The sequence below is a fragment of the Tepidisphaeraceae bacterium genome (genome assembly GCA_035998445.1).
Lineage (GTDB): Bacteria > Planctomycetota > Phycisphaerae > Tepidisphaerales > Tepidisphaeraceae > DASYHQ01.
In genome coordinates this window covers 212,718-232,309 of record DASYHQ010000041.1, presented here as the reverse complement: position 1 = coordinate 232,309, position 19,592 = coordinate 212,718, and the positions used below count along the sequence as shown (strand labels likewise).

General features: G+C 64.3%; 16 protein-coding genes. 14 read left to right on the top strand and 2 right to left on the bottom strand.

Annotation, left to right across the window (positions count from 1 at the left end; translation table 11 throughout):
- The first annotated feature begins 41 nt into the window (after window positions 1-41).
- The 14 genes from VGN72_16675 (at window position 42) to xdhB (ending at window position 16,118) form a co-directional block, all read left to right on the top strand.
- A complete protein-coding gene (locus VGN72_16675; protein ID HEV7301004.1) occupies window positions 42-716 on the top strand; it encodes a hypothetical protein in 675 nt (224 codons plus the stop codon).
- A gap of 287 nt (window positions 717-1,003) precedes the next feature.
- The gene (locus VGN72_16670) at window positions 1,004-1,366 is read left to right on the top strand and encodes a polymer-forming cytoskeletal protein (GenBank protein ID HEV7301003.1); all 363 of its coding nucleotides are present in this window, start codon (window positions 1,004-1,006) and stop codon (window positions 1,364-1,366) included.
- Between the two features lie 255 nt (window positions 1,367-1,621).
- Window positions 1,622-3,478 carry an adenine deaminase gene (locus tag VGN72_16665; protein ID HEV7301002.1) on the top strand — a complete coding sequence of 619 codons (1,857 nt, stop codon included), beginning with the start codon at window positions 1,622-1,624 and terminating at the stop codon, window positions 3,476-3,478.
- A gap of 351 nt (window positions 3,479-3,829) precedes the next feature.
- Window positions 3,830-4,582 (top strand): (S)-ureidoglycine aminohydrolase, encoded by a 753-nt coding sequence (allE, locus tag VGN72_16660; GenBank protein ID HEV7301001.1) that lies wholly within the window; start codon window positions 3,830-3,832, stop codon window positions 4,580-4,582.
- 83 nt (window positions 4,583-4,665) lie between these two features.
- Window positions 4,666-5,631 (top strand): ketol-acid reductoisomerase, encoded by a 966-nt coding sequence (gene ilvC / locus VGN72_16655; GenBank protein ID HEV7301000.1) that lies wholly within the window; start codon window positions 4,666-4,668, stop codon window positions 5,629-5,631.
- Window positions 5,632-5,707: 76 nt separating this feature from the next.
- Window positions 5,708-6,124, top strand: a complete 417-nt coding sequence (locus tag VGN72_16650) for an endonuclease domain-containing protein (protein HEV7300999.1) — start codon at window positions 5,708-5,710, stop codon at window positions 6,122-6,124.
- On the top strand, window positions 6,124-7,359 hold the full coding sequence (locus VGN72_16645; GenBank protein HEV7300998.1) for a Zn-dependent hydrolase: 1,236 nt from the start codon (window positions 6,124-6,126) through the stop codon (window positions 7,357-7,359). The genes VGN72_16650 and VGN72_16645 overlap by 1 nt, the downstream gene beginning before the upstream one ends.
- Before the next feature lie 160 nt (window positions 7,360-7,519).
- Entirely contained in the window at window positions 7,520-8,038 is a 519-nt protein-coding gene (uraD, locus tag VGN72_16640; protein HEV7300997.1) for a 2-oxo-4-hydroxy-4-carboxy-5-ureidoimidazoline decarboxylase, read from the top strand.
- 7 nt (window positions 8,039-8,045) lie between these two features.
- Complete coding sequence (pucL, locus tag VGN72_16635) at window positions 8,046-8,891, top strand: urate oxidase (protein HEV7300996.1); 846 nt, start codon at window positions 8,046-8,048, stop codon at window positions 8,889-8,891.
- A gap of 4 nt (window positions 8,892-8,895) precedes the next feature.
- Complete coding sequence (gene uraH, locus VGN72_16630; protein ID HEV7300995.1) at window positions 8,896-9,249, top strand: hydroxyisourate hydrolase; 354 nt, start codon at window positions 8,896-8,898, stop codon at window positions 9,247-9,249.
- A gap of 12 nt (window positions 9,250-9,261) precedes the next feature.
- Window positions 9,262-10,602 (top strand): allantoinase AllB, encoded by a 1,341-nt coding sequence (allB, locus tag VGN72_16625; protein HEV7300994.1) that lies wholly within the window; start codon window positions 9,262-9,264, stop codon window positions 10,600-10,602.
- 141 nt (window positions 10,603-10,743) lie between these two features.
- Window positions 10,744-12,126 (top strand): amidohydrolase family protein, encoded by a 1,383-nt coding sequence (locus tag VGN72_16620; GenBank protein HEV7300993.1) that lies wholly within the window; start codon window positions 10,744-10,746, stop codon window positions 12,124-12,126.
- Between the two features lie 174 nt (window positions 12,127-12,300).
- Window positions 12,301-13,743, top strand: a complete 1,443-nt coding sequence (locus tag VGN72_16615; protein ID HEV7300992.1) for an FAD binding domain-containing protein — start codon at window positions 12,301-12,303, stop codon at window positions 13,741-13,743.
- On the top strand, window positions 13,743-16,118 hold the full coding sequence (gene xdhB, locus VGN72_16610; GenBank protein ID HEV7300991.1) for a xanthine dehydrogenase molybdopterin binding subunit: 2,376 nt from the start codon (window positions 13,743-13,745) through the stop codon (window positions 16,116-16,118). The genes VGN72_16615 and xdhB overlap by 1 nt, the downstream gene beginning before the upstream one ends.
- 127 nt (window positions 16,119-16,245) lie before the next feature.
- Here xdhB and VGN72_16605 read toward each other — a convergent pair whose 3' ends face one another.
- Together VGN72_16605 and VGN72_16600 are read right to left on the bottom strand one after the other, a co-directional pair.
- Window positions 16,246-17,826, bottom strand: coding sequence for an NADH-quinone oxidoreductase subunit N (locus VGN72_16605; GenBank protein ID HEV7300990.1), 1,581 nt, complete (start codon window positions 17,824-17,826; stop codon window positions 16,246-16,248).
- A 46-nt stretch (window positions 17,827-17,872) separates the two neighbouring features.
- The gene (locus VGN72_16600) at window positions 17,873-19,483 is read right to left on the bottom strand and encodes an NADH-quinone oxidoreductase subunit M (protein ID HEV7300989.1); all 1,611 of its coding nucleotides are present in this window, start codon (window positions 19,481-19,483) and stop codon (window positions 17,873-17,875) included.
- Window positions 19,484-19,592: the final 109 nt, after the last annotated feature.

Below are 19,592 nucleotides of genomic sequence, written 5' to 3'. Positions count from 1 at the left end.
CTGTAATGATCTCTCAGACCATTACTTGAAAAGAGGACCCGATGCCCACCAACGCCCTGGACGCCGCCGTCGCCACCGCCGCCGATTACGCTGACGCCCTGTTGACCGCCCGGCGGTTTAAAACCGTGCTGTTCTTCGTCATCCTGATTGCGCTGCTGCTGGAGCTGACGCTCTTCTTCCTGGCCCGCTACGATGTCATCCCCACCACCGTTGCGCCCGGAGCGACGGCTAACCCCACGCTGACGCTGCTGCTTCAGTATTTGACGGTCATCGGGACGTTCCTGGGGCTGACGGGGTCGATCATCCTGTCGTTCGTGCTGCTGTTGATCGCGACGATCATGCTGGTCGGCCGGTTGATCGGCGTGGGGCGCATCACGTCGGCGTACATCTGGTGCGTGATCCTGATCGTACTGCTCTTCCCGTGGCAGGCGATCTACGTCAACCCGACCCTGCTGCCCGCTGGCCAAGAGCAGGACAAGGACTTCCGCATCCCCGGCGTGCTCTACACGTGGACGGAGCTCAGCCACCCCCAACTGGGCGCCAACTTCGACACGGCCGATACGAAGGTCGCCGCCCTGCGGTGGGCCCGCTTCGTCGGCTTCCCGGCGCTGGCGATCATTGTCCTGCTCATCACGCAACTCAACAGTGGGCGGGCGCTGAAGCAAGCCTTGGGCGAGAACGAACCCGATCGCGACGTTCATCCGCGGGCCGTTTAGGGATTTGAACTGAATCAACGCGGAGGCGCAGAGGGGTTTCACAGAGTGACGCAGAGCCAAGAGGAGGCGATTCCATCACGGCAGATTCGTCATCCTGAAGTACCCCGAAGCATCTCTCCCCTATTCGAATGCGGGACAAGAGAGATCCTTCGGAGTATCGCAGGATGACGATTGGCAGTGGGATCGCGCTAAACGCCCCAGCGTGACACAATGGATGAGCCTTCTTACGCGTCGCTCTGGGCCGCCTCCGCGCCTCTGCGTTGAAAAACTGATATCTTAAGACATCTATGCGCGAAGAACGGGGACAAATTGCCGGCGACATCACGATTGCCGAGCCGTACACGCTGTGGGGCACCATCGGGGGTGACGTGCGCGTGGCCGACGGTGGCAAGATGTGGGTGCGCGGCGCGATCTACGGCACGCTGACGGTCGAATCGGGTGGCCGTGTGCACGTCTACGGCAGCATCAGTGGCGACCTGGTCGTTCACGACAAGTCCAAGGTCATCCACAGCGGCATGGTCATGGGCGACGCCATCAACCGCGGCGGCCGCCTGTACATCGACGCCAGCGGCACCGTGAAAGGCAAAGTGAAAACCAAGAGCGGCGAAACGAGGGTCGAGCCGAAGCCGGGGGCGTGGAAGCTGGGTTAAGGCCGACGTGCTGTCGCCTCCTACCGTGGCATGGGCGTCTCGCCCATGCCTGTCATGAGGCCGGAATACCTATTTTGCTTCAGCGGCTTGGTCGGCGCGGTAACAAACAAATCGTATTTCCTGTCCCAATCCGCAAGCATGGGCGAGACGCCCATGCCACGTGAAGTGCGAATCTTTGCGCTCCACGTCTTCCCGCGGTTTCACCGTCGCGGGGTCGCGATTACAATCCGCCACACCAACGCCCGCTAGATCAGAATGGCCAATTCCACTGCCCACCTGCTCGCCGTCGCACGCGGCGACGTGCCCGCCGACCTGCTGCTGGCCAACGGCCGGCTTGTGAACGTCTTCACGGGTGACATCGAACAAACCGACATCGCCATCGCCGACGACCGCATCGCCGGCATCGGGCCGGGTTACACAGCCCATCAGACGATCGACCTGAACGGCGCGTACGTGGCGCCGGGCTTGATCGACGCGCACGTCCACATCGAGAGCAGCCTCTGCACGCCCCCCAATTTTGCGGCCGCGGTGGTGCCGCGGGGCGTGACGACGGTGATCGCCGATTCGCACGAGATCGCCAATGTCGCCGGCCCCGCGGGAGTGCGATACATGGCCGACGCCGCGCGCGGCCTGCCGCTGCGCGTCGTGCAGATGGCTCCCAGCTGCGTGCCCGCGACGCCCATGGCGACCAGTGGCGCGAGTTTGTCGGCCAACGATTTGGCCGCCCTGCTGCGCGACGGTGTCGTCCACGGCTTGGCCGAGGTGATGAACTTCCCCGGCGTGATCGCGGACGCGCCGGACGTGCGGGCGAAGATCGACGCCTTCCACGGCCGTCCGATTGATGGTCACGCCCCCGGCGTGGGCGGCCATGCGCTCAATGCCTACGTCGCCGCTGGCATTGGCACCGATCACGAGTGCGTGACGCCCGACGAGGCCCGCCAGCGCCTGTCGCGCGGGCAATACCTGCTGATTCGCGAGGCGACGAATGCGCAGAACCTCGACGCGCTGCTGGCGGTGGTGACGCTCGCCAATGACCGCCGAATCTGCTTCTGCACCGACGACCGCACCCCCGCCGACCTGCTGGGCCCCGGCGGCATCGACGACATGGTCCGCCGGGCCATTCGCTTCGGCATCGACCCGATCGACGCGATCCGCATGGCGACGCTGAACACCGCCGAGTGCTTCGCGCTGCCCGACCGCGGCGGGATTGCGCCTGGAAGGCTGGCGGATCTGTTCATCTTCGATGACCTTCAATCGCCGCGGGCCAAGCAGGTGTTCAGCGGCGGGCGAGATGTGACGGCGTTCACCCCGACGCCCCCTCACCCTCGGTTGTCATCCCGAGCGGAGCCTAAGGCGACGGGAGGGATCTCGAAGGGCCAAGCAACTTCCCCAGTCCGAGATGGGTCAGGTCGGCAAGCCTCCCATCGGGATGACAATCTGAGTGAGCGGCCATCCATCGCGGCTGAGGATGGCGAGACGTTACAACCTCTCCCCTCTCGACTGCGCATTGCCCAGCCGATCGACCTATCGATCGCGCTGCCCCAAGGGCGGACCCACATCCGCGTGATCGGCAGTTTGCCAAACCAACTCGTCACCACCGAGCGAATCGAACCGACGACAATCGTGAACGGACACGCCGTTGCCGACCCGTCCCGCGACATCCTGAAGATGGCCGTGATCGAACGCCACCGCGGCACCGGCAACGTGGGTCTTGGCTTCATCCACGGCTTCGGCCTGACCCACGGCGCTATCGCCGGCACGGTGGCGCACGACCATCACAACCTCGTGGTGATTGGCTGCGACGACGCCTCGATGCACGCCGCCATTGCCGCGGTCATCACCATGAACGGCGGGCTGGTCGTCATCGACGCCGGCCAAATCGCCGCATCGCTGGCGCTGCCCGTCGCCGGCCTGATGAGCGACCGCCCCATCACCGAAGTCCGCGACTCCTACGCCACTTTGCTTACCGCAGCGGCGAAATTGGGCTCGACGATGCACGACCCGTTCATGGCGATGAGCTTCATGGCGCTGGAAGTCATTCCGACGTTGAAGCTGACCGATCAGGGCCTGGTGGACGTCGAAAAATTCGATTTCGTCGACCTGTTCACCTGACCCCTTCGCGCTCTTTTGTAGGACAGGCATTCCTGCCTGTCTCTCCCCCCCCGTCCTCTCTCCCCCCGTATGCTCTCTTCAGTGGCACAGGCATTCCTGCGTGTGTCTCTTCTACCTCTCATGGAGGGAGCCACAGCGGGCACAAAGAGATTGCTTCTCCTCGTCGGGGTTTGGGGCTTGCCAATCGTTTGGCATGGGGGCTTGGGATTTTGATTTTCAATTCCGGGGGGAGAGACAGGCAGGAATGCCTGTCCTATAGAAGCGACTTGCAACCATGCCCCCTGCCGCGTTTCCCACACCTTTGCCGTGGCGGTGGTTTCATGTATAACCGGTCGTCCAACCGTAACTGACATGCGATCGCCAGACCAACTCGTTCACAGCCGCGCGCGCCTGCGTCGCCGGTATGCGTTATTCCCGATCGAGGGCTACCCAACGTCTCGCCTGCCGCTGTGGAACGGCGCGGAGGTGCGCATCCTCACGTCGCCGGCGATGGGGGCGGGCTTCGTGCAGTATAAGATCGATCTGACCGCCGGTGGCGGTACGCAGCAGGCGAGCGACGGGCGGACGGAAGCGTTCGTCTACCTGCTGAGCGGCGACATCACGATCACCGTCGACGGTCAGCAGTCGAACCTATCCGCGGGCGGGTTCGCGTTTGTGCCCCACACGGCTGCGTTCGAGATCAAAGCTTCCGGGCCAGCCTCCCTCCTGCTGTTGCGCAAGACGTACGAAGCCACGGTCGGCGTGGGCCAGCCGAAAGCGATCGTCGGCCATGAGCGCGACGTCAAACCCGAGCCCTTCGCCGGCAATGAGCACGCCCGGCTGCAACTGCTGATCCCCGACGATCTGCAGTACGACCTGGCGATGAACATCTTCACGTTCGACCCCGGCCACGGCCTGCCGTACGTCGAGACGCACGTGATGGAGCACGGCCTCTACTTCCTGGCCGGCAAGGGCATGTACTACCTCGATGGCGAATGGATGGAGGTCGAGCAGACCGACTTCATCTGGATGGCCCCGTTCTGCCCCCAAAGCTTCTACGCCACGGGCCCGTCGCCATCGAAGTACATCTACTATAAGAACGTAAATCGCGAAATTGCGCTGTAGGTCAGTCTAGGCACGCCTCGGCTCGTCATCCTGACGTACTCCGAAAGATGACGACCATCCGCACTCTAAGAAGCACATACACAATGGAAAAAATCTACCGCGACGAAGACGTGAATTGGGACGTCCTGAAGGGCAAGACGATCGCCGTGCTGGGCTACGGCATTCAGGGCAAGGCGCAGGCGGCCAACACGCGCGAGAGTGGCTTCAAGGTCATCATTGGCTCGGGATCGAGCCTGGCCGAAGCGAAGCAGGACGGCTTCGACGCCTACCCCATCGGCGAGGCGGTCGCCAAGGCCGACATCATCCTGATCGAACTGGCCGACCCAGTTCAGCCACCCATTTACAAGAAAGACATCGCCCCGAACCTGCGGGCCGGACAGACGCTTTGCTTCTGCCATGGCTTCAGCGTGTTGTACGGGCAGATCGTGCCGCCGCGGGACGTGAACTGCGTGCTGTTCGTGCCAAACGCGCCGGGCAAGTTCGTGCGCGAGAAGTTCCTGAAGGGCGAGGGCGTCTACGGCTGCGTGGGGGTCGACCACGACGCCACCGGCGATGCGCGCGAGATCGCCTTCGCCATCAGCAAAGCGGTCGGCAGCACGCGCGCGGGCGTGGTCGAGCTGTCGTTTCAACATGAGACCGAAGGCGACAACTTCGAAGAACAGATCCTCTACGGCGGCGCGATCGCGCTTATGCGGGCTTGCTTCAACACCATGGTCGACAACGGCTACCCCGCCAGCTTCGCCTACGCCAAGGCGATCCGCAGTCTGCGCAGCGTGATCGACGTGATGGACGAGGTGGGCATCGAGGAATACATCAGCCGTCGCAGCAGCCGAACGTGTGAGTACGCCGTGCGCACGCGTGGCCCGCGGGTGATCAACGAGGCCGAGATCCGCAAGATCTTCGCCGAAACCGAACGCGGCGAGTTCGCGAAGGAGTGGATGAACGAGTTCGCCCTCGGCATGCCCACCCTGCACCGCATGCGCCGCACCGCCGCCAACAGCACGATGGAAAAGACGGGCATCATCTGGCGCGAGAAGTTCGGCGCCTGATTCCCTCTCCCGGTACTCCGGGAGAGGGCCAGGGTGAGGGTGATTTCGAACCACAAACAACGCCAGCAGCACGATAATGTCCACCACCCGCCTCATCCCCGCCGAAACGCTAACCCGCGCCCGCGCGATGCGGCACGAGGCTGCGCCGATCGAGGCCAAACTGTGGTGGTTCCTGCGGAACCGTCGCCTTGGTGGATACAAGTTCCGACGACAACACCCGATCGCGCCATTCGTCGCCGACTTCTTTTGCGCCGAGCTGAGCTTGGTGATCGAACTGGATGGGACGTCTCATCTTTCAACTACTGAGTATGACGAACAGCGAACGAAGCGATTGGAGCGGGACGGCTGTCACGTGATGCGTTTCCTGAACGTCGATGTTGCCCTTTATCTCGATGCGGTTCTGGAAGAAATCCTGCGCGAGTGCAAGCAACTAGCAGCTCGAAATCACCCTCACCCTAGCCCTCTCCCGGAGTACCGGGAGAGGGGACGATAATGCCCATTCGTCCCGATCGCATCCTCGCCGATATCGACGCCATCGCGGCGTTCTCGGAGAGTCTGCCGGACGTTGGCTATAGCCGCCCCACGTTTTCGCCGCCCTGGGTCGCGGCGCGGGATTACGTGATCGCGCAGGCCACCGCGGCCGGCTGCAAGGTGCGCATCGACGCCGCGGGCAACGTGCACGCGCGGCCGGTGGACATCGATTGGATCCAGCCGACCTGGCTAAGCGGGTCGCATATCGATTCGGTTCCCACCGGTGGCAAGTACGACGGCGTGATGGGCATCGTCGTGCCGCTGGAAGTGCTGCGGGCGGCTCACGAAGCAGGCCGACATGACCTACCGTTGGAGCTGATCATCTTCGCCGAAGAGGAAGGCACCACCTTCAACCTCGGCATGCTCGGCAGCCACGCTTGGGCCGGCACGCTATCTATCGACAAGCTGGCGGCGGTGCGAAATCGGGATGGGCAGAACTATCTTGAAGCCGGCGCGGCGCACGGCGTTAATCCCGACCGGCTGGCCGCAGAACGTCTAAGGGCCGGTACCTATCGCGGCTTAATCGAAGTTCACGCCGAGCAGGGTCAATCGATGGGGAACGCGAACGTGCCGGTCGCGCTCGTCACCGCGATCAACGGGCGGCGGCAGTACGCGGGCAGCGTGATCGGCACGGCCAACCACGCCGGATCGACCGCGATGGACGACCGGTGCGACGCGCTGGTGGCCATGGCGGAATGCATCATCGCGCTCGAGTCGCTCGGCCACGAGCTTGCCGGCCGGGCCGCGGGCACGGTAGTCACCGTCGGTCAAGTCTGGCCCAAGCCCAACGCGATCAACGTGATCCCCGGCGAGGTCGCGTTTACCGTCGATCTTCGCGCCCGCTCGTCCGCCATGCTCAGTGAGGCTGACGAGCGCGTCGTGCGCGTCTTCAGCGACGTCGTCGCACGCCGCGGCGTGCAGTGCGCGGTGCGTTGTACCGAATCGCTGCCGGCCATTCCGATGGACGACACCGTCTGCACCGCACTGCAATCTGCTGCCAGCAAAGTGGGTCTGGACCAGTTGCCGGCCGTCACCAGCGGCGCGCTGCACGACGCCGCCATCCTCGCGCCGATCGTGCCGACCGCAATGCTTTTCGTCGCAAGCGAAGGGGGCATCAGCCACAACCCCGCGGAGTTCAGCCGGATCGAGGACATCGCCCTGGCGGCGCGCATACTGGCGGCGGCGGTCGAAACGTAATCGCGGCCGCTCCGACTGTGGCATGGGCGTCTCGCCCATGCGTGTGGAATGGAATGAAAGATTTGATTCAGTTGGCCGTTGCGCGGACCAGGCGGGAAGCCATATAATGAACCGTTTGGCCTCATAGCATGCATGGTCGAGACGCCCATGCCACGTGAAGATGAAGACATCGCTCGCCAACCTCAATGCCGCGACCACCAGCGATTTCATCGCGGTATGCGGGCCGCTCTTCGAGCATTCGCCGTGGATCGCCCAGCGCACCGCGGGCCAGCGGCCGTTCGTAAGCATCGACGCGTTACACGCCGCGTTGGTTGCGACGATGTACGCCGCATCGGTCGACGAGCAGATCGCCCTGATCGCGGCCCACCCCGACCTCGTCGGCCGGCTGGCGCGCGAGGGCCAGCTCACCCGCGAAAGCACCGGCGAACAAGCGGCCGCGGGGCTAACGCAGCTTAACGACGACGAGATCGCCGCCTTCGACCGCTACAACACGGCTTATCGCGAGACGTTCGGCTTCCCGTTCGTCATCTGCGCCCGCGAGAACAAGAAAGCCGCCATCCTCGCCGCCTTTCCCCAACGGCTGGCGAAGGACCGTGCTCAGGAAATCCAGACGGCCCTGGCCGAAATTGCCAAGATCGCCCGGCTGCGTTTAGCAGATAAATTGACCGACCACGAGTAACCGTCCTATGCCCACACTTGGCTTCAACTCCTACGGCAAGTCCCGCGTGCGCCTGACTAAGGTCGTCCGCAACGGCCCGGTTCACGAGCTCTTCGAGATCGACGCCGCCATTCAACTGCAGGGCGACTTCGGCGCCGCCTACACCGCCGGCGATAACCGCGACGTGGTCGCGACCGATTCGATCAAAAACACCGTTTACGTGCTGGCCAAGGAACACGCCTTCACCAGCGTTGAACAGTTCGCGATGATGCTGTCCGAGCACTTCGTAAAGACGTACCCACAGGTGTCGAGCGCAACGGTCGAGTTACAGCAGGCCACTTACGAACGCATCTCCGTCGACGGCCGGCCGCACGACCACGCCTTTACCGTAGCGGGGCCGCAGAAACGGCTTGCGCGCGCAACGCTGGTGCGCGGTGGCAGCGCCAGCGTCGTCGGTGGCATTCATGACCTGATCGTGCTGAAGACGACCGCATCGGAATGGCGCGATTTCGTCACCGACCGCTACCGCACGTTGAAGGACACGCGCGACCGCATTATGGCTACCAAGGTGAGCGCGGAATGGAACTACACCACGGTCGGCGTCGACTACAACGCCGCGTGCGAGGCCATCAACAAGGCGATCGTGACAACGTTCGCCACCACGCACAGCCTGGGCGTGCAGCAGACCCTCATGGACATGGGCGACGCCGCGCTGGCGGCCAGCGACGCGATCGAGCAGATCTCGTTCACGCTGCCCAACCTGCATCGCATTCCGTTCAATCTGGAACCGTTCGGACTGAAGTTCGACAACGACATTTACGTGGCGACGGATGAGCCGCACGGGTTGATTACCGGCACGATTACGCGAAAGTAGGACGATGGCAGCCAAACTCTCCACGCACGTGCTCGACACCGCCACCGGCGCCCCCGCCGCAGGGCTACGCATCCAACTGTTCTGGGTCGAGACGCAGGCCGACGTGCCGATGAAGAGCCTCGTCACCAACGCTGACGGCCGCACCGATGGCCCCCTACTGGACGCCGAGCGATTCAGCGCCGGCTGCTACAAGCTGCTGTTCCACGTCGGCGACTACTTCGCCGAGCGCGGCCATCCCGATGCGAAGAAGTTTTTAGACAAGGTGCCCGTCGTCTTCGTCGTCGACGACGCCACGCGGAGTTATCACGTGCCGCTGCTCGTGTCGCCGTGGGCATACTCAACGTATCGCGGGAGCTAGTCGGTAACGGGTATGCCATTCGATCTCCTCATTCGCGGTGGACAGGTCGTGACGCCCCACGGCGTGCAGCAGGCCGACGTCGCTATCGAGAACGGGCAGATCGTTGATATCTCCGCCACCATCACCGGCCCTGCCAACGAAGCGATCGACGCGACCGGCCTGCACGTCTTCCCGGGCGTGATCGACCCGCACGTCCATTTCAACGAGCCCGGCCGAACCGACTGGGAAGGCGTCACCACCGGCAGCAGCGCCCTGGCCGCGGGCGGCGGCACGCTGTACTTCGACATGCCGCTGAACTCGTCGCCGCCCGTGTTGGATGGCGCGACCTTCGACGCGAAGGTGGCGGCGTCCACCGGCAAGGCATTCACCGATTTCGCGCTCTGGGGCGGGCTGACGCCGAACAACATCGACAAGCTCGACGAACTGGCCGACCGCGGCGTGGTGGGGTTCAAAGCGTTCATGTCCAATAGCGGCATCGCCGAGTTTCCCGCTGCGGATGATTTGACGTTGTATCGCGGCATGCAGATCGCGGCACGGCGCGGCCTCGTGGTCGCCGTTCATGCGGAGAACGACACGATCACCAGCGGCCTGGCTGCCGAGGCGATCCGACGCGGCAACACCGGCATCGCCGACTATCTCGCGTCGCGTCCTGTAGTAGCAGAGGTGGAAGCAATACGGCGAGCGTGCACCCTGGCCGGGGAGGCCGGTTGCAAACTGCACATCGTTCACGTGAGCAGTTCCGAGGGCGCGTGGGCGGCGCACGCCAATGGGGGCCATGATGTCACGTACGAGACGTGCCCGCATTACCTCCTGTTGACCGAAGATGATCTAGCAACGCTCGGCGCCATCGCCAAGTGCGCGCCGCCGCTACGTCGCAGGAAGTGGGACATCGAGCACCTTCAGTTATTGCTGCACACGGGCGAGATCAGCTTCGTGGCGTCAGACCATTCACCGGCGCCGCCGTCGATGAAACAGGGCAACGATTTCTTCGCCATCTGGGGCGGCATCGCGGGTGTCCAATCAACCTTGCCGGCAATGTTCAGCCTCGATCATCAATTGCCACTGAATCTCGTCGCACGGTACACGGCCACCGCCGCCGCCGAGCGCTTCGGCATCGCTGGTAAAGGCGTCATCGCGTTGCAGTGCGATGCGGATCTGACGTTGGTCGACCTGAACGAAACGTACGAGTTGAAGCGAGAGGAACTGCTGGACCGTCACAAGCTCAGTCCCTACGTCGGCCGCACGTTCCGCGGTCGCATCAGGCGGACGATTTTGCGTGGGCAGACCGTGTTCCTTGATGGAAAGATCGTCGGCGGGCCGATGGGTCGGTTGGTGAGGCCCATAATGACGTAGACTAGTCCCCTCTCCCGGTACTCCGGGGGAGGGTTAGGGTGGGGGTGATTCTGAAACTGCACACGGCCCCACCAGCCAGTTCAGAATGCACCCTCACCTAGGCTCTCCCGAAGCATGCGGGAGAGGGACCAGAGAGCACCTATGCCGTTGTTCGCCATCCGTGGGCCCATCCTCAACCCTCAGTCCGACGGCAGCGTCGACTTCATCGCCGACGGCATCCTCGTCGCTTCGCGGGATGGCACGGCGATCGACTACGTCGGCCCGTACATGGCCGCGATTCACGCGAACCTGAACATACGGCAGAGCAACGGCCTCATCCTTCCGCCGTTGACCGACTGTCACATCCACATCCCACAACACCCGATCCGCGGACACTTTCTGGACGGCGTGACCGACGACACGCCGCATGGGCGGCTGCTGGCCGGGCTGGAACGCAACGTCTTCCCCGCCGAGGCCGAGTGTGACGATGCTGCGCATGCCGAGCGGGTGACGTGGCGGTTTCTGCAGGACACGCTGGCCCAAGGCGTGACCGGTGGCGCGGCGTACATGACCGTAAGTCCTGCTGCAACTCGCATCGCGTTGGAGATTCTGCCGCCGAGTTGGTCGGTCGGCATGGTCCTGATGAACCAAAACTGCCCCTCCTACCTGCGCACCGACGAGGCCACCGTCGACCACGATCTGGACGTGCTCGCGGCCGAGTTCGGCCAGCGGTTCATCGTGACCGATCGCTTCGCCGTCGCCGTAAGTTCACCGTTGCGCCGCCGTGCCGTGGCAACGGCGGCCAAGCACGGGCTGCGCATGCAGACGCACCTGAACGAGCAGATCGGCGAGAAGGCCTTCGTCGAGCGGTTCCTGTACCCGCAGCACGGCACGTACACTAACGTGTATGCCGTCGACGGCCTGCTGTCTCATGCGCCGATCCTGGCGCACTGCGTTCACATGTCGCCGACCGAGTTTGACCAGATCGCCGCCGCCGGCGCGTTCGTGGCCCACTGCCCCACGTCGAACGCGCTGCTGGGTTCCGGCATCGCCCCGCTGGACCGCATCGCCGAACGAAACATTCCGTACGCCATCTGCACCGACGTCGGCGCGTCGCCCACGACCTCGCTGCTCGCGGAGATGGCCCAGTTCCTCCGCGTCCACGAAGGGCGGTCGACCCGTGCCACCCCAAGCGAGGCGCTGTTCCGCGTGACGCTTGGCGCCGATGCCGTCATGCAGCGCTCGCCCCGCCCCGCCGCGTTCGCTGCGGGCGAGCCGGTGTCGTTCATCGAGGTGGACACGTTCGCGCCAGTCACTGTCGCGATGAGCGCCGATGAGGTCATTCGCGACACGCTGCTGGGTTATCGCGCAGCCGTCGATCACATGATGGACGCCTACAGCGCGTTGGAACTGGCGGGCCTGTCCACCGGCCACGCAATGTCCTCCATCAAAGTCGACGTGGCCACCGCCGTTGCGAGGCTCGAAGGCCGCGTCGCGCGCGTCACGCTTGGCGGCGTTGTAGCGTTCGATCGAGACGAGGATTGACAGCCTCAGTTGCGCGATTGAAGGCGACCGCAGAGACGCGGAGCTACGCGGTTCATCCTTCTTTTGATCCACGCATGAATCGCACCCCCAGCCGCCTCGCGGGTTTCCCCGCTAGAAGCTGCGGCAACACAGTCGTATACTTGGCGGGGTCCGACCGACCGCCCCACGACCCCTATGCGCGATTACCTGTTGTTGTACGTGAACGGCGTTCGCCGCGAGATTCGCGGCGCGCGGGCGTTTCGGTCGCTGTCGGATTACCTGCGCTACGAGCTGCGGCACACCGGCACGAAGGTCGTCTGCGCCGAAGGCGACTGCGGCTCGTGCAGCGTGCTGCTGGGCCGGCTGGAAGAGGGCCAACTGGTCTACCACGGCGTCACGTCGTGCATTCAGTTCCTGTACCAACTGGACGGCGCGCACGTCATCACCGTCGAAGGCTTGCGCAGCCTGGAGGCGATGCACCCGGTGCAGACGGCGATGGTGGCCTGTCACGGCGCGCAGTGCGGCTTCTGCACGCCGGGCTTCGTCGTCGCAATGGCGGGGATGTACGAGTCGCACGAAAAGATCGGCGAACCGATCATCCGCCGCGAGCTGGTCGGCAACCTCTGCCGTTGCACGGGGTATGAAGCGATCATCAACGCCGGTTTGGCGGTAGACCCGGCAAAGGTGAAGCGGGCGAACGAACTGTATCCGCCGATGTCGATCATCGCCGACATCGAGCGCACGTGTTGCGAACCCGTTGAACTGCGCGGAGACGACGGGCGCATCGCCTTCATCCCCACCACGCTTGCCGAGGCGGCTGCGTTCAAGGCACAGCGGCCGGATTGCTTGCCATACGCGGGCGGCACGGATCTGGGCGTGCAGATCAACAAAGGCCGGCGCGATCCGATGGAAGTGCTGGTGCTCGGCCACCTGCGCGAGCTGCGCACGACGCGCGTGACGGCCGACGCCGTCACGATCGGCGCCGCCGTTACGTGGACGGCGTTGGAACGGCAGACGGCCGACACGATCCCCGAGTTCAGCCGCATGCTTGGCCGCTTCGCCAGCCCGCCATTGAAGAACGCCGGCACGATCGGCGGCAACATCGCCAACGGGTCACCCATCGCCGACTCGCTGCCGGCGCTATACGTGCTGGAGGCGCAGGTCGAATTGACGAGCGTGCGCGGCACGCGAACGGTCGCCATGACCGGCTTCTTCACCAGCTACAAGCGCAGCGTGATGGCGGCCGACGAGCTGATCAGCCGCGTCATCATCCCGCGGCCGGCAGAGGGGCAGACGCTCAAGCTCTACAAGATCAGCAAACGCCACGACCTCGATATCTCCACGTTCACCGCAGCCTTCCTGCTGGAACGTGACGGCGACCACATCGCGAGCATCCGCATCGCCTACGGCGGCGTCGCCGGCACGGTCCTGCGGTTGCCGGAAGTTGAAGCCTGGCTCGCGGGTCAGCCGATCAGCGAAGACACCTTCATCGAAGCCGGCGAACGCGCCGCGACGGCCATCACGCCGCTCAGTGACGTGCGCGGGTCGGCGGCGTACCGTTCGCGGTTGGCGGCCAACATCTTCGTGAAGCTGTATCACGATCTGACAGAGCAGTCCGCCGCCGTGGAGGTGCGCTAATGCCCGCAGTAGGACGCGACATCCCGCACGACTCGGCCGGCACGCACGTCACCGGCGAATCGATCTTCATCGACGACATGCCGCCCGCCCATGGCGAACTGCTGGTCGATACCTATGGCAGTCTGACCGCACACGGCACGATCCGCTCGATCGACCTTGCCGCCGCGCGCGAGGTGCCGGGCGTGGTGGCGCTTTACACGGCCGCCGACGTAAAGGGGCACCTGCGCTTCGGGCCGGTGCTGCAGGATGAAGATCTGCTGGCGCACGAGGAGGTGATGTACGTCGGCCACCCAATCGTCATCATCGCCGCCACCAGTCGGCGGGCGATCAACATCGCACGTCAAAAGATCGTCGTGCAGATCGACGAACTGCCGCCCATCTTCACCATCGACGAGGCCGTCGCCGATGATAGCTTCATCGGCCCGCTTCGCACCATCGAGCGCGGTGATGTTGCCACGGCCATCGCGGCCGCGCCGCACACGCTCAGCGGCCAACTCATCGGTGGCGGCCAGGAACATTTCTACCTCGAATCGCAGGCGGCCATCGCCATCCCCGGCGAGGGCGCGACGATGACGATCCACTCGTCCACGCAGCACCCCACCGAGGTGCAGGGCTTGGTCGCGGAAGTGCTCGGCGTGCCGTTCAACGCGGTCAGCGTGGTCTGTAAACGCATGGGCGGCGGCTTCGGTGGCAAGGAGACGCAGGCCGCCCAACCCGCCATGTTCGCCGCCATCGTCGCCAGCTTTACCAACCGCCCGACGCGAGTGGTCTACACAAAAGACGACGACATGGCGATCACCGGCAAGCGCCACCCGATCAACACGCACTGGACCATCGGCTTCGATGAGCGTGGCCGCATTCACGGTCTGCAGATCGACTACCTCTCCAACGGCGGTTGCTCGGCCGACCTGTCGCTGGCGGTGATGGAGCGGGCGATGCTGCACACGGACAACGCCTACTTCCTGCCGCACGTGCGCATCACCGGGCGCGTCTGTCGGACGAACCTGCCCAGCAACACCGCCTTCCGCGGCTTCGGTGGTCCGCAGGGATGCGTGAACATCGAGAACATCCTCGAGTCGATTGCGACGGAACTCGGCATCGACTCGATCGATGTCCGGCGTGCGAACTTGTACGGCATCGACGATCGCAACGTCACGCCCTACGGCCAACTGGTGAAGAACAACACGCTGCATGGGTTGTTCGATCAACTGGAGCAAAGCAGCGACTACCGCACGCGCCGCGAGCAGATCACGAAGTTCAACGGTGCCAACCGCACGCAACTGCGCGGCTTGTCGATGACGGCGGTGAAATTCGGCATCTCGTTCACCAAACAGCACCTGAACCAGGCGAACGCGCTGGTGAACATCTACACCGACGGCACCGTGCTGGTGACGACCGGCGGCACGGAAATGGGCCAGGGTCTGAACACGCGCGTGCGGCAGATCGTCGCGGACGAGCTGGGTGTGCCGTACGAACACGTGCGCATCGGCGCGACGGACACCAGCAAGAACAACAACACCTCCCCCACCGCCGCCAGCAGCGGCACCGACTTGAACGGCGCCGCGGCGGTCGACGCGTGTTCACGCTTGCGTTCGCGCCTTGTAGCTTTCGCGGCGACGTTGCTGGCGGACAACGCGTCGGGCCTGCATCCGTCGCCGGGCAACATCGTCTTCGCCGACGGCGAGGTGTGGGACGACCGCCGGCCCGGCGTGTCGTTCAAGTTCAGGGAGATCGTCGTCCAGACGTACCTGGCGCGCGTGAACCTCGGCGAGCGCGGGTTCTACGCCACGCCGGGCGTCGACTACAACCGCGACACCGGCAAGGGCACGCCGTTCCTGTACTACACGAACGGCGCGTGCGCGTCGGAAGTGCTCATCGACCGTCTCACAGGCGAGGTCAAGGTGACGCGCGTCGATTTGCTGATGGACGTCGGCCTGCCGATCAACCCGGGCCTCGATCGCGGGCAGGTGGTTGGGGCGTTCATCCAGGGCATGGGTTGGGTGACGAACGAGGAGCTGAAATATTCCGCCAAGGGCGAACTGCTGAGCCATTCGCCGACGACGTACAAGATCCCCAACATCGGCGACGTGCCGCCGGTGTTTAACGTGGCGTTCTTCGATAACCCGGACAACCACGTCAGCCTGAAGCGCAGCAAGGCGATCGGTGAGCCGCCGTTGGTGCTGGGGCTGTCGGTCTGGACGGCCGTAAAGGACGCGCTGCGGGCGGTGTCGCCTAAGATTGCCGAGCAGCTGAAGATGCCCGCGACGAGTGAGGAAGTGCTGATGCTGTTGCCACCGCCGTGCAGCGCGCGGCCAGCGGCAACCGAGCCGTCGAAGGTAGCCGTCCTGCGTTCACCCCGCCCGACAGGCGAGTGAGCCATCACCAAAGCGGATTAGCCGCGGAGACTTGGAGGACTCGGAGAAATAGGAGAAAAGACCACGAATTTGATGGTTTTCTCCCTATATCTCCGCGTCTCCGCGGTTCGCATTTCTCCGCGTCAAACTACCGCGTGACTAAGACCGTCGCTTGCGGTTTCGCGGTCTGCAGATCGCCGAAGCGTTCCGCACCGGAAATCACGAGTCCCCAGCCGATAAAGAGCACGAACAGCAGCCCCGCGCACACGCCCGCGATCGCGGTTCCCAGCGGGGCGAACCGCAGCTTGGGCAGCGGCGACTCGTCGAGGTACATCACCTTCACCACGCGCAGGTAGAAGTACATCGACACGATCGTGTTGATGCCGATCGCCGCCGCGGACGTCCACCACCAGCCGCCGTTGCCGATGAGGGCGGTCATGATGTTCACCTTCGCCCAGAAGCCGGCCAGCGGTGGAATGCCGATCAGGCTGACCATGAAGACGGCCATGCAGACCGCCAGCAATGGCGAGCGGCGCCCGAGACCCGCGTAGTCGGGGATCGATTCGCTGCCCGTCTGCCGGTAGACGACGCCAGCGACCGTGAACGCGCCAAGGTTCATCAGGAAGTAGACCGCCAGGTACGCCAGCAGCGACTGCGTCGACAGCGCCGCCGGGTTGTACGTCGCGGCCGCGGTTGAGGACTTCGTCAGCAGCGCCACCGCACAAATCATGTAGCCCGCGTGCGCGATCGAGCTGTACGCCAGCAGCCGCTTCACGTTCGTCTGCACCAGCGCCGCGGTGTTGCCGGCCGTCATCGTGACGATGCCCAAGACGCTCAGCACCACCGCCATCGTCGTCAGCATGCTGCTGGCGGGGCTGTACCCGTACGCGTCGCCAAACGTGTGGGCGACGCGCAGCAGCAATAGCAACCCCGCCCCCTTGCTGGCGGCCGACAGGAAGAGGCTGACGTCGACGTGCGCGCCCTGAAACACATCAGGGCACCAGAAGTGAAATGGGACGGCGGCGATCTTGAAGCCAATGCCCACCAGCACGCCCAGCAGCGCCACCGCCGCCAGCGCCGGCACCGTCCCGCCCGCGGCCATTGCCGTCGCGATGTCACTTATCTGCAGCGTGCCGTACAGGCCGTACAACAGCGACAGCGCGTACGCCATCATCGAGCTGCACGCCGCCCCGAACAGCACGTACTTCAGCGACGCCTCGGCCCCCAGCTTGTTCGTCTTGCGAAAGCCCGCCAGCACGTAGCTTGGCAGCGAGGCCAGTTCCACTGCCATGAAGATCATCAGCAGGTTGCCACTGCTGGCCATCAGGCTCATGCCGAGCGTGGCGCCCAAGAGCAGCAACAGAAACTCGGCGGCGTCCCCCTCGCGCATCTGGTCGGCGATCGTGGCGTACCACATCAGCACGACGCCGCCGGTGAAGATGAAGAGCAGCACTTTCCAGACGATGGCAGCGCCGTCGATGAAGAGCAGCCCGCGGAAGTGTTCCCCGATGATCGCGTCGCCATTGCCAACGAGCACCATCGAAAGCAGACCCAAGGCCAGTCCTGCCAGCGCGATGATGGGGCTGACCAGGTTCACTCGCCGGGTGAAGAACGGCGCCAGCAGCACCGCGATCATCGTGCCGATCAACCACGCCTCGGCGACGAACGGGCGCAGCTCGGCCCAGCCGGGGATGAAGGGTTGGCCGATGATGGAGAGCACGGAAGGCATATTTCTTCACTCCCTCTCCCGGCGTACCGAGAGAGGGACCGGAGGCTTACTCCAACAACTTTACGATCGCGTCCACCGTCGTCTGCGTGTACGCGAACACAAACACGGTCGGCAGCACGCCGAGCAATACACATAGCGCCGCAAGCGGAGTTAGCACCGACAGCTCGCGCCGATCAACCTCGGCAAAGCCCTTGAATTCGGCCCGCTCGGGTCCGAAGAAAACCCGCTGCACCGCCCACAGCATGTAGGCGGCGGACAACACGATGCCGAGGCTCGCGGCCACGGCCAGCACGATCAGCTGCGTGCGCGACGCATATCCACCGGCGATTAATCCCGACGCATCGGAAGCTGCTGCGAACGTGCCGACGATCACGAGGAATTCACCGACGAACCCCGCCAAGCCCGGCAGGCCGAGGTTCGCGAAGCAGGCGACGGCGCTGAAGCCGGTGTAGACGGGCATGGTGGTCGCCAGCCCGCCCATGCGGCTCAGTTCGCGATGGTGGGCGCGGTCGTAGACGACACCGACGACGAAGAACATCATCGCGCTGGTGATGCCGTGCGCGACCATCATGAAGATCGCCCCGCTAATGGCCGCGGGTGTCATTACGGCGGCACCCAGGATCACGAAGCCCATGTGGCTGACCGACGAATAGGCGACCAATCGCTTGAAGTCGCTCTGGCCCATTGCGCACAGCGCGCCGTAGATGATGCTGACCACGCCCACGATCGCGATCACCAGCCACAGTGCCTTGGCCGCCTCGGGGAATAACGGATACGCCACGCGGAAGATGCCGTAGCCTCCCATCTTCAGCAGCAGCGCCGCCAGGATCATGCTCATGGGTGTTGGCGCTTCCACGTGCGCATCGGGCAGCCACGTGTGGAACGGCGCCGCGGGCAGCTTCACGAAGAACGCGAACATGAGCAGCAGGAAGAACGTCTTGGCCAGCCCGACGCTCAGCCCCGCGGCGCCCATGGCGGCGCGCACGTCCGGGCGGGCCAGCAGGATCAGGTCGAACGTGCCGTTGGACAGGTCCAGTCCCGGCACCTGCAGGCCGCGCGTGTAAAGGTAGGTGCCGATCAGCGTGACGAGCAGCCCGATCGACCCGACCAGCGTGTAGAGGAAAAACTTGATGGCCGCGTACTGCCGGCGCGGGCCGCCCCAGATGCCGATCAGGAAGTACATCGGCAGTAGCGTGATCTCGAAGAAGACGTAGAACAGGAAGAAGTCGAGCGCCAGGAACGTGCCGAGGATGCCCGTCTCCAGAAACAGGAACAGCGCCATGTACGGCTTGGTCAGCTTATCGACGTTCCAACTCGCCACGCACGCCAGCACGCTGATGAACGTGCTGAGCAGCACGAGCGGCAGCGCCAGCCCATCGATGCCGACCTTATACTGAATGTTGAATGCGTCGATCCACGTCGCCTGCTGCACCATCTGCACGACGCCCGGCGCGGTCAGGTCGCCGTACCCGTAGGCCGCGGGCGCTGACCAGTCGTAGATCGCCAGCACGATCAGCGACAGCACGAACGTCGCGAGCGTCGTTCCCAGTGCCACGCCGCGCACGGCTCGGTTGCTGCGCGCAAGCAGCACGATGCCCGCGCCGGCGGTGGGCAGGAAGATCAGGATCGTCAGAATCCAGTTTTGAAGCAGTTCCATGAGCGTCAGTTCGTCGTGTTCGTCTTCATCGCGTCGGGCAGAGTCTAGCGGATCCAGTTCATTTGTCGCTTGCGGCTTCGCGGAACGGAGGGCCGTCCCACGTCGATCG

Coding starts and splice junctions, on each gene's coding strand:
- VGN72_16615 (HEV7300992.1), top strand. CDS start 12,301: ATGCGCGATTACCTGTTGTTGTACGTGAACGGCGTTCGCCGCGAGATT.
- VGN72_16650 (HEV7300999.1), top strand. CDS start 5,708: ATGTCCACCACCCGCCTCATCCCCGCCGAAACGCTAACCCGCGCCCGC.
- uraH (HEV7300995.1), top strand. CDS start 8,896: ATGGCAGCCAAACTCTCCACGCACGTGCTCGACACCGCCACCGGCGCC.
- allE (HEV7301001.1), top strand. CDS start 3,830: ATGCGATCGCCAGACCAACTCGTTCACAGCCGCGCGCGCCTGCGTCGC.
- uraD (HEV7300997.1), top strand. CDS start 7,520: ATGAAGACATCGCTCGCCAACCTCAATGCCGCGACCACCAGCGATTTC.
- xdhB (HEV7300991.1), top strand. CDS start 13,743: ATGCCCGCAGTAGGACGCGACATCCCGCACGACTCGGCCGGCACGCAC.
- VGN72_16670 (HEV7301003.1), top strand. CDS start 1,004: ATGCGCGAAGAACGGGGACAAATTGCCGGCGACATCACGATTGCCGAG.
- ilvC (HEV7301000.1), top strand. CDS start 4,666: ATGGAAAAAATCTACCGCGACGAAGACGTGAATTGGGACGTCCTGAAG.
- VGN72_16675 (HEV7301004.1), top strand. CDS start 42: ATGCCCACCAACGCCCTGGACGCCGCCGTCGCCACCGCCGCCGATTAC.
- pucL (HEV7300996.1), top strand. CDS start 8,046: ATGCCCACACTTGGCTTCAACTCCTACGGCAAGTCCCGCGTGCGCCTG.
- VGN72_16600 (HEV7300989.1), bottom strand. CDS start 19,483: ATGGAACTGCTTCAAAACTGGATTCTGACGATCCTGATCTTCCTGCCC.
- VGN72_16605 (HEV7300990.1), bottom strand. CDS start 17,826: ATGCCTTCCGTGCTCTCCATCATCGGCCAACCCTTCATCCCCGGCTGG.
- allB (HEV7300994.1), top strand. CDS start 9,262: ATGCCATTCGATCTCCTCATTCGCGGTGGACAGGTCGTGACGCCCCAC.
- VGN72_16645 (HEV7300998.1), top strand. CDS start 6,124: ATGCCCATTCGTCCCGATCGCATCCTCGCCGATATCGACGCCATCGCG.
- VGN72_16665 (HEV7301002.1), top strand. CDS start 1,622: ATGGCCAATTCCACTGCCCACCTGCTCGCCGTCGCACGCGGCGACGTG.
- VGN72_16620 (HEV7300993.1), top strand. CDS start 10,744: ATGCCGTTGTTCGCCATCCGTGGGCCCATCCTCAACCCTCAGTCCGAC.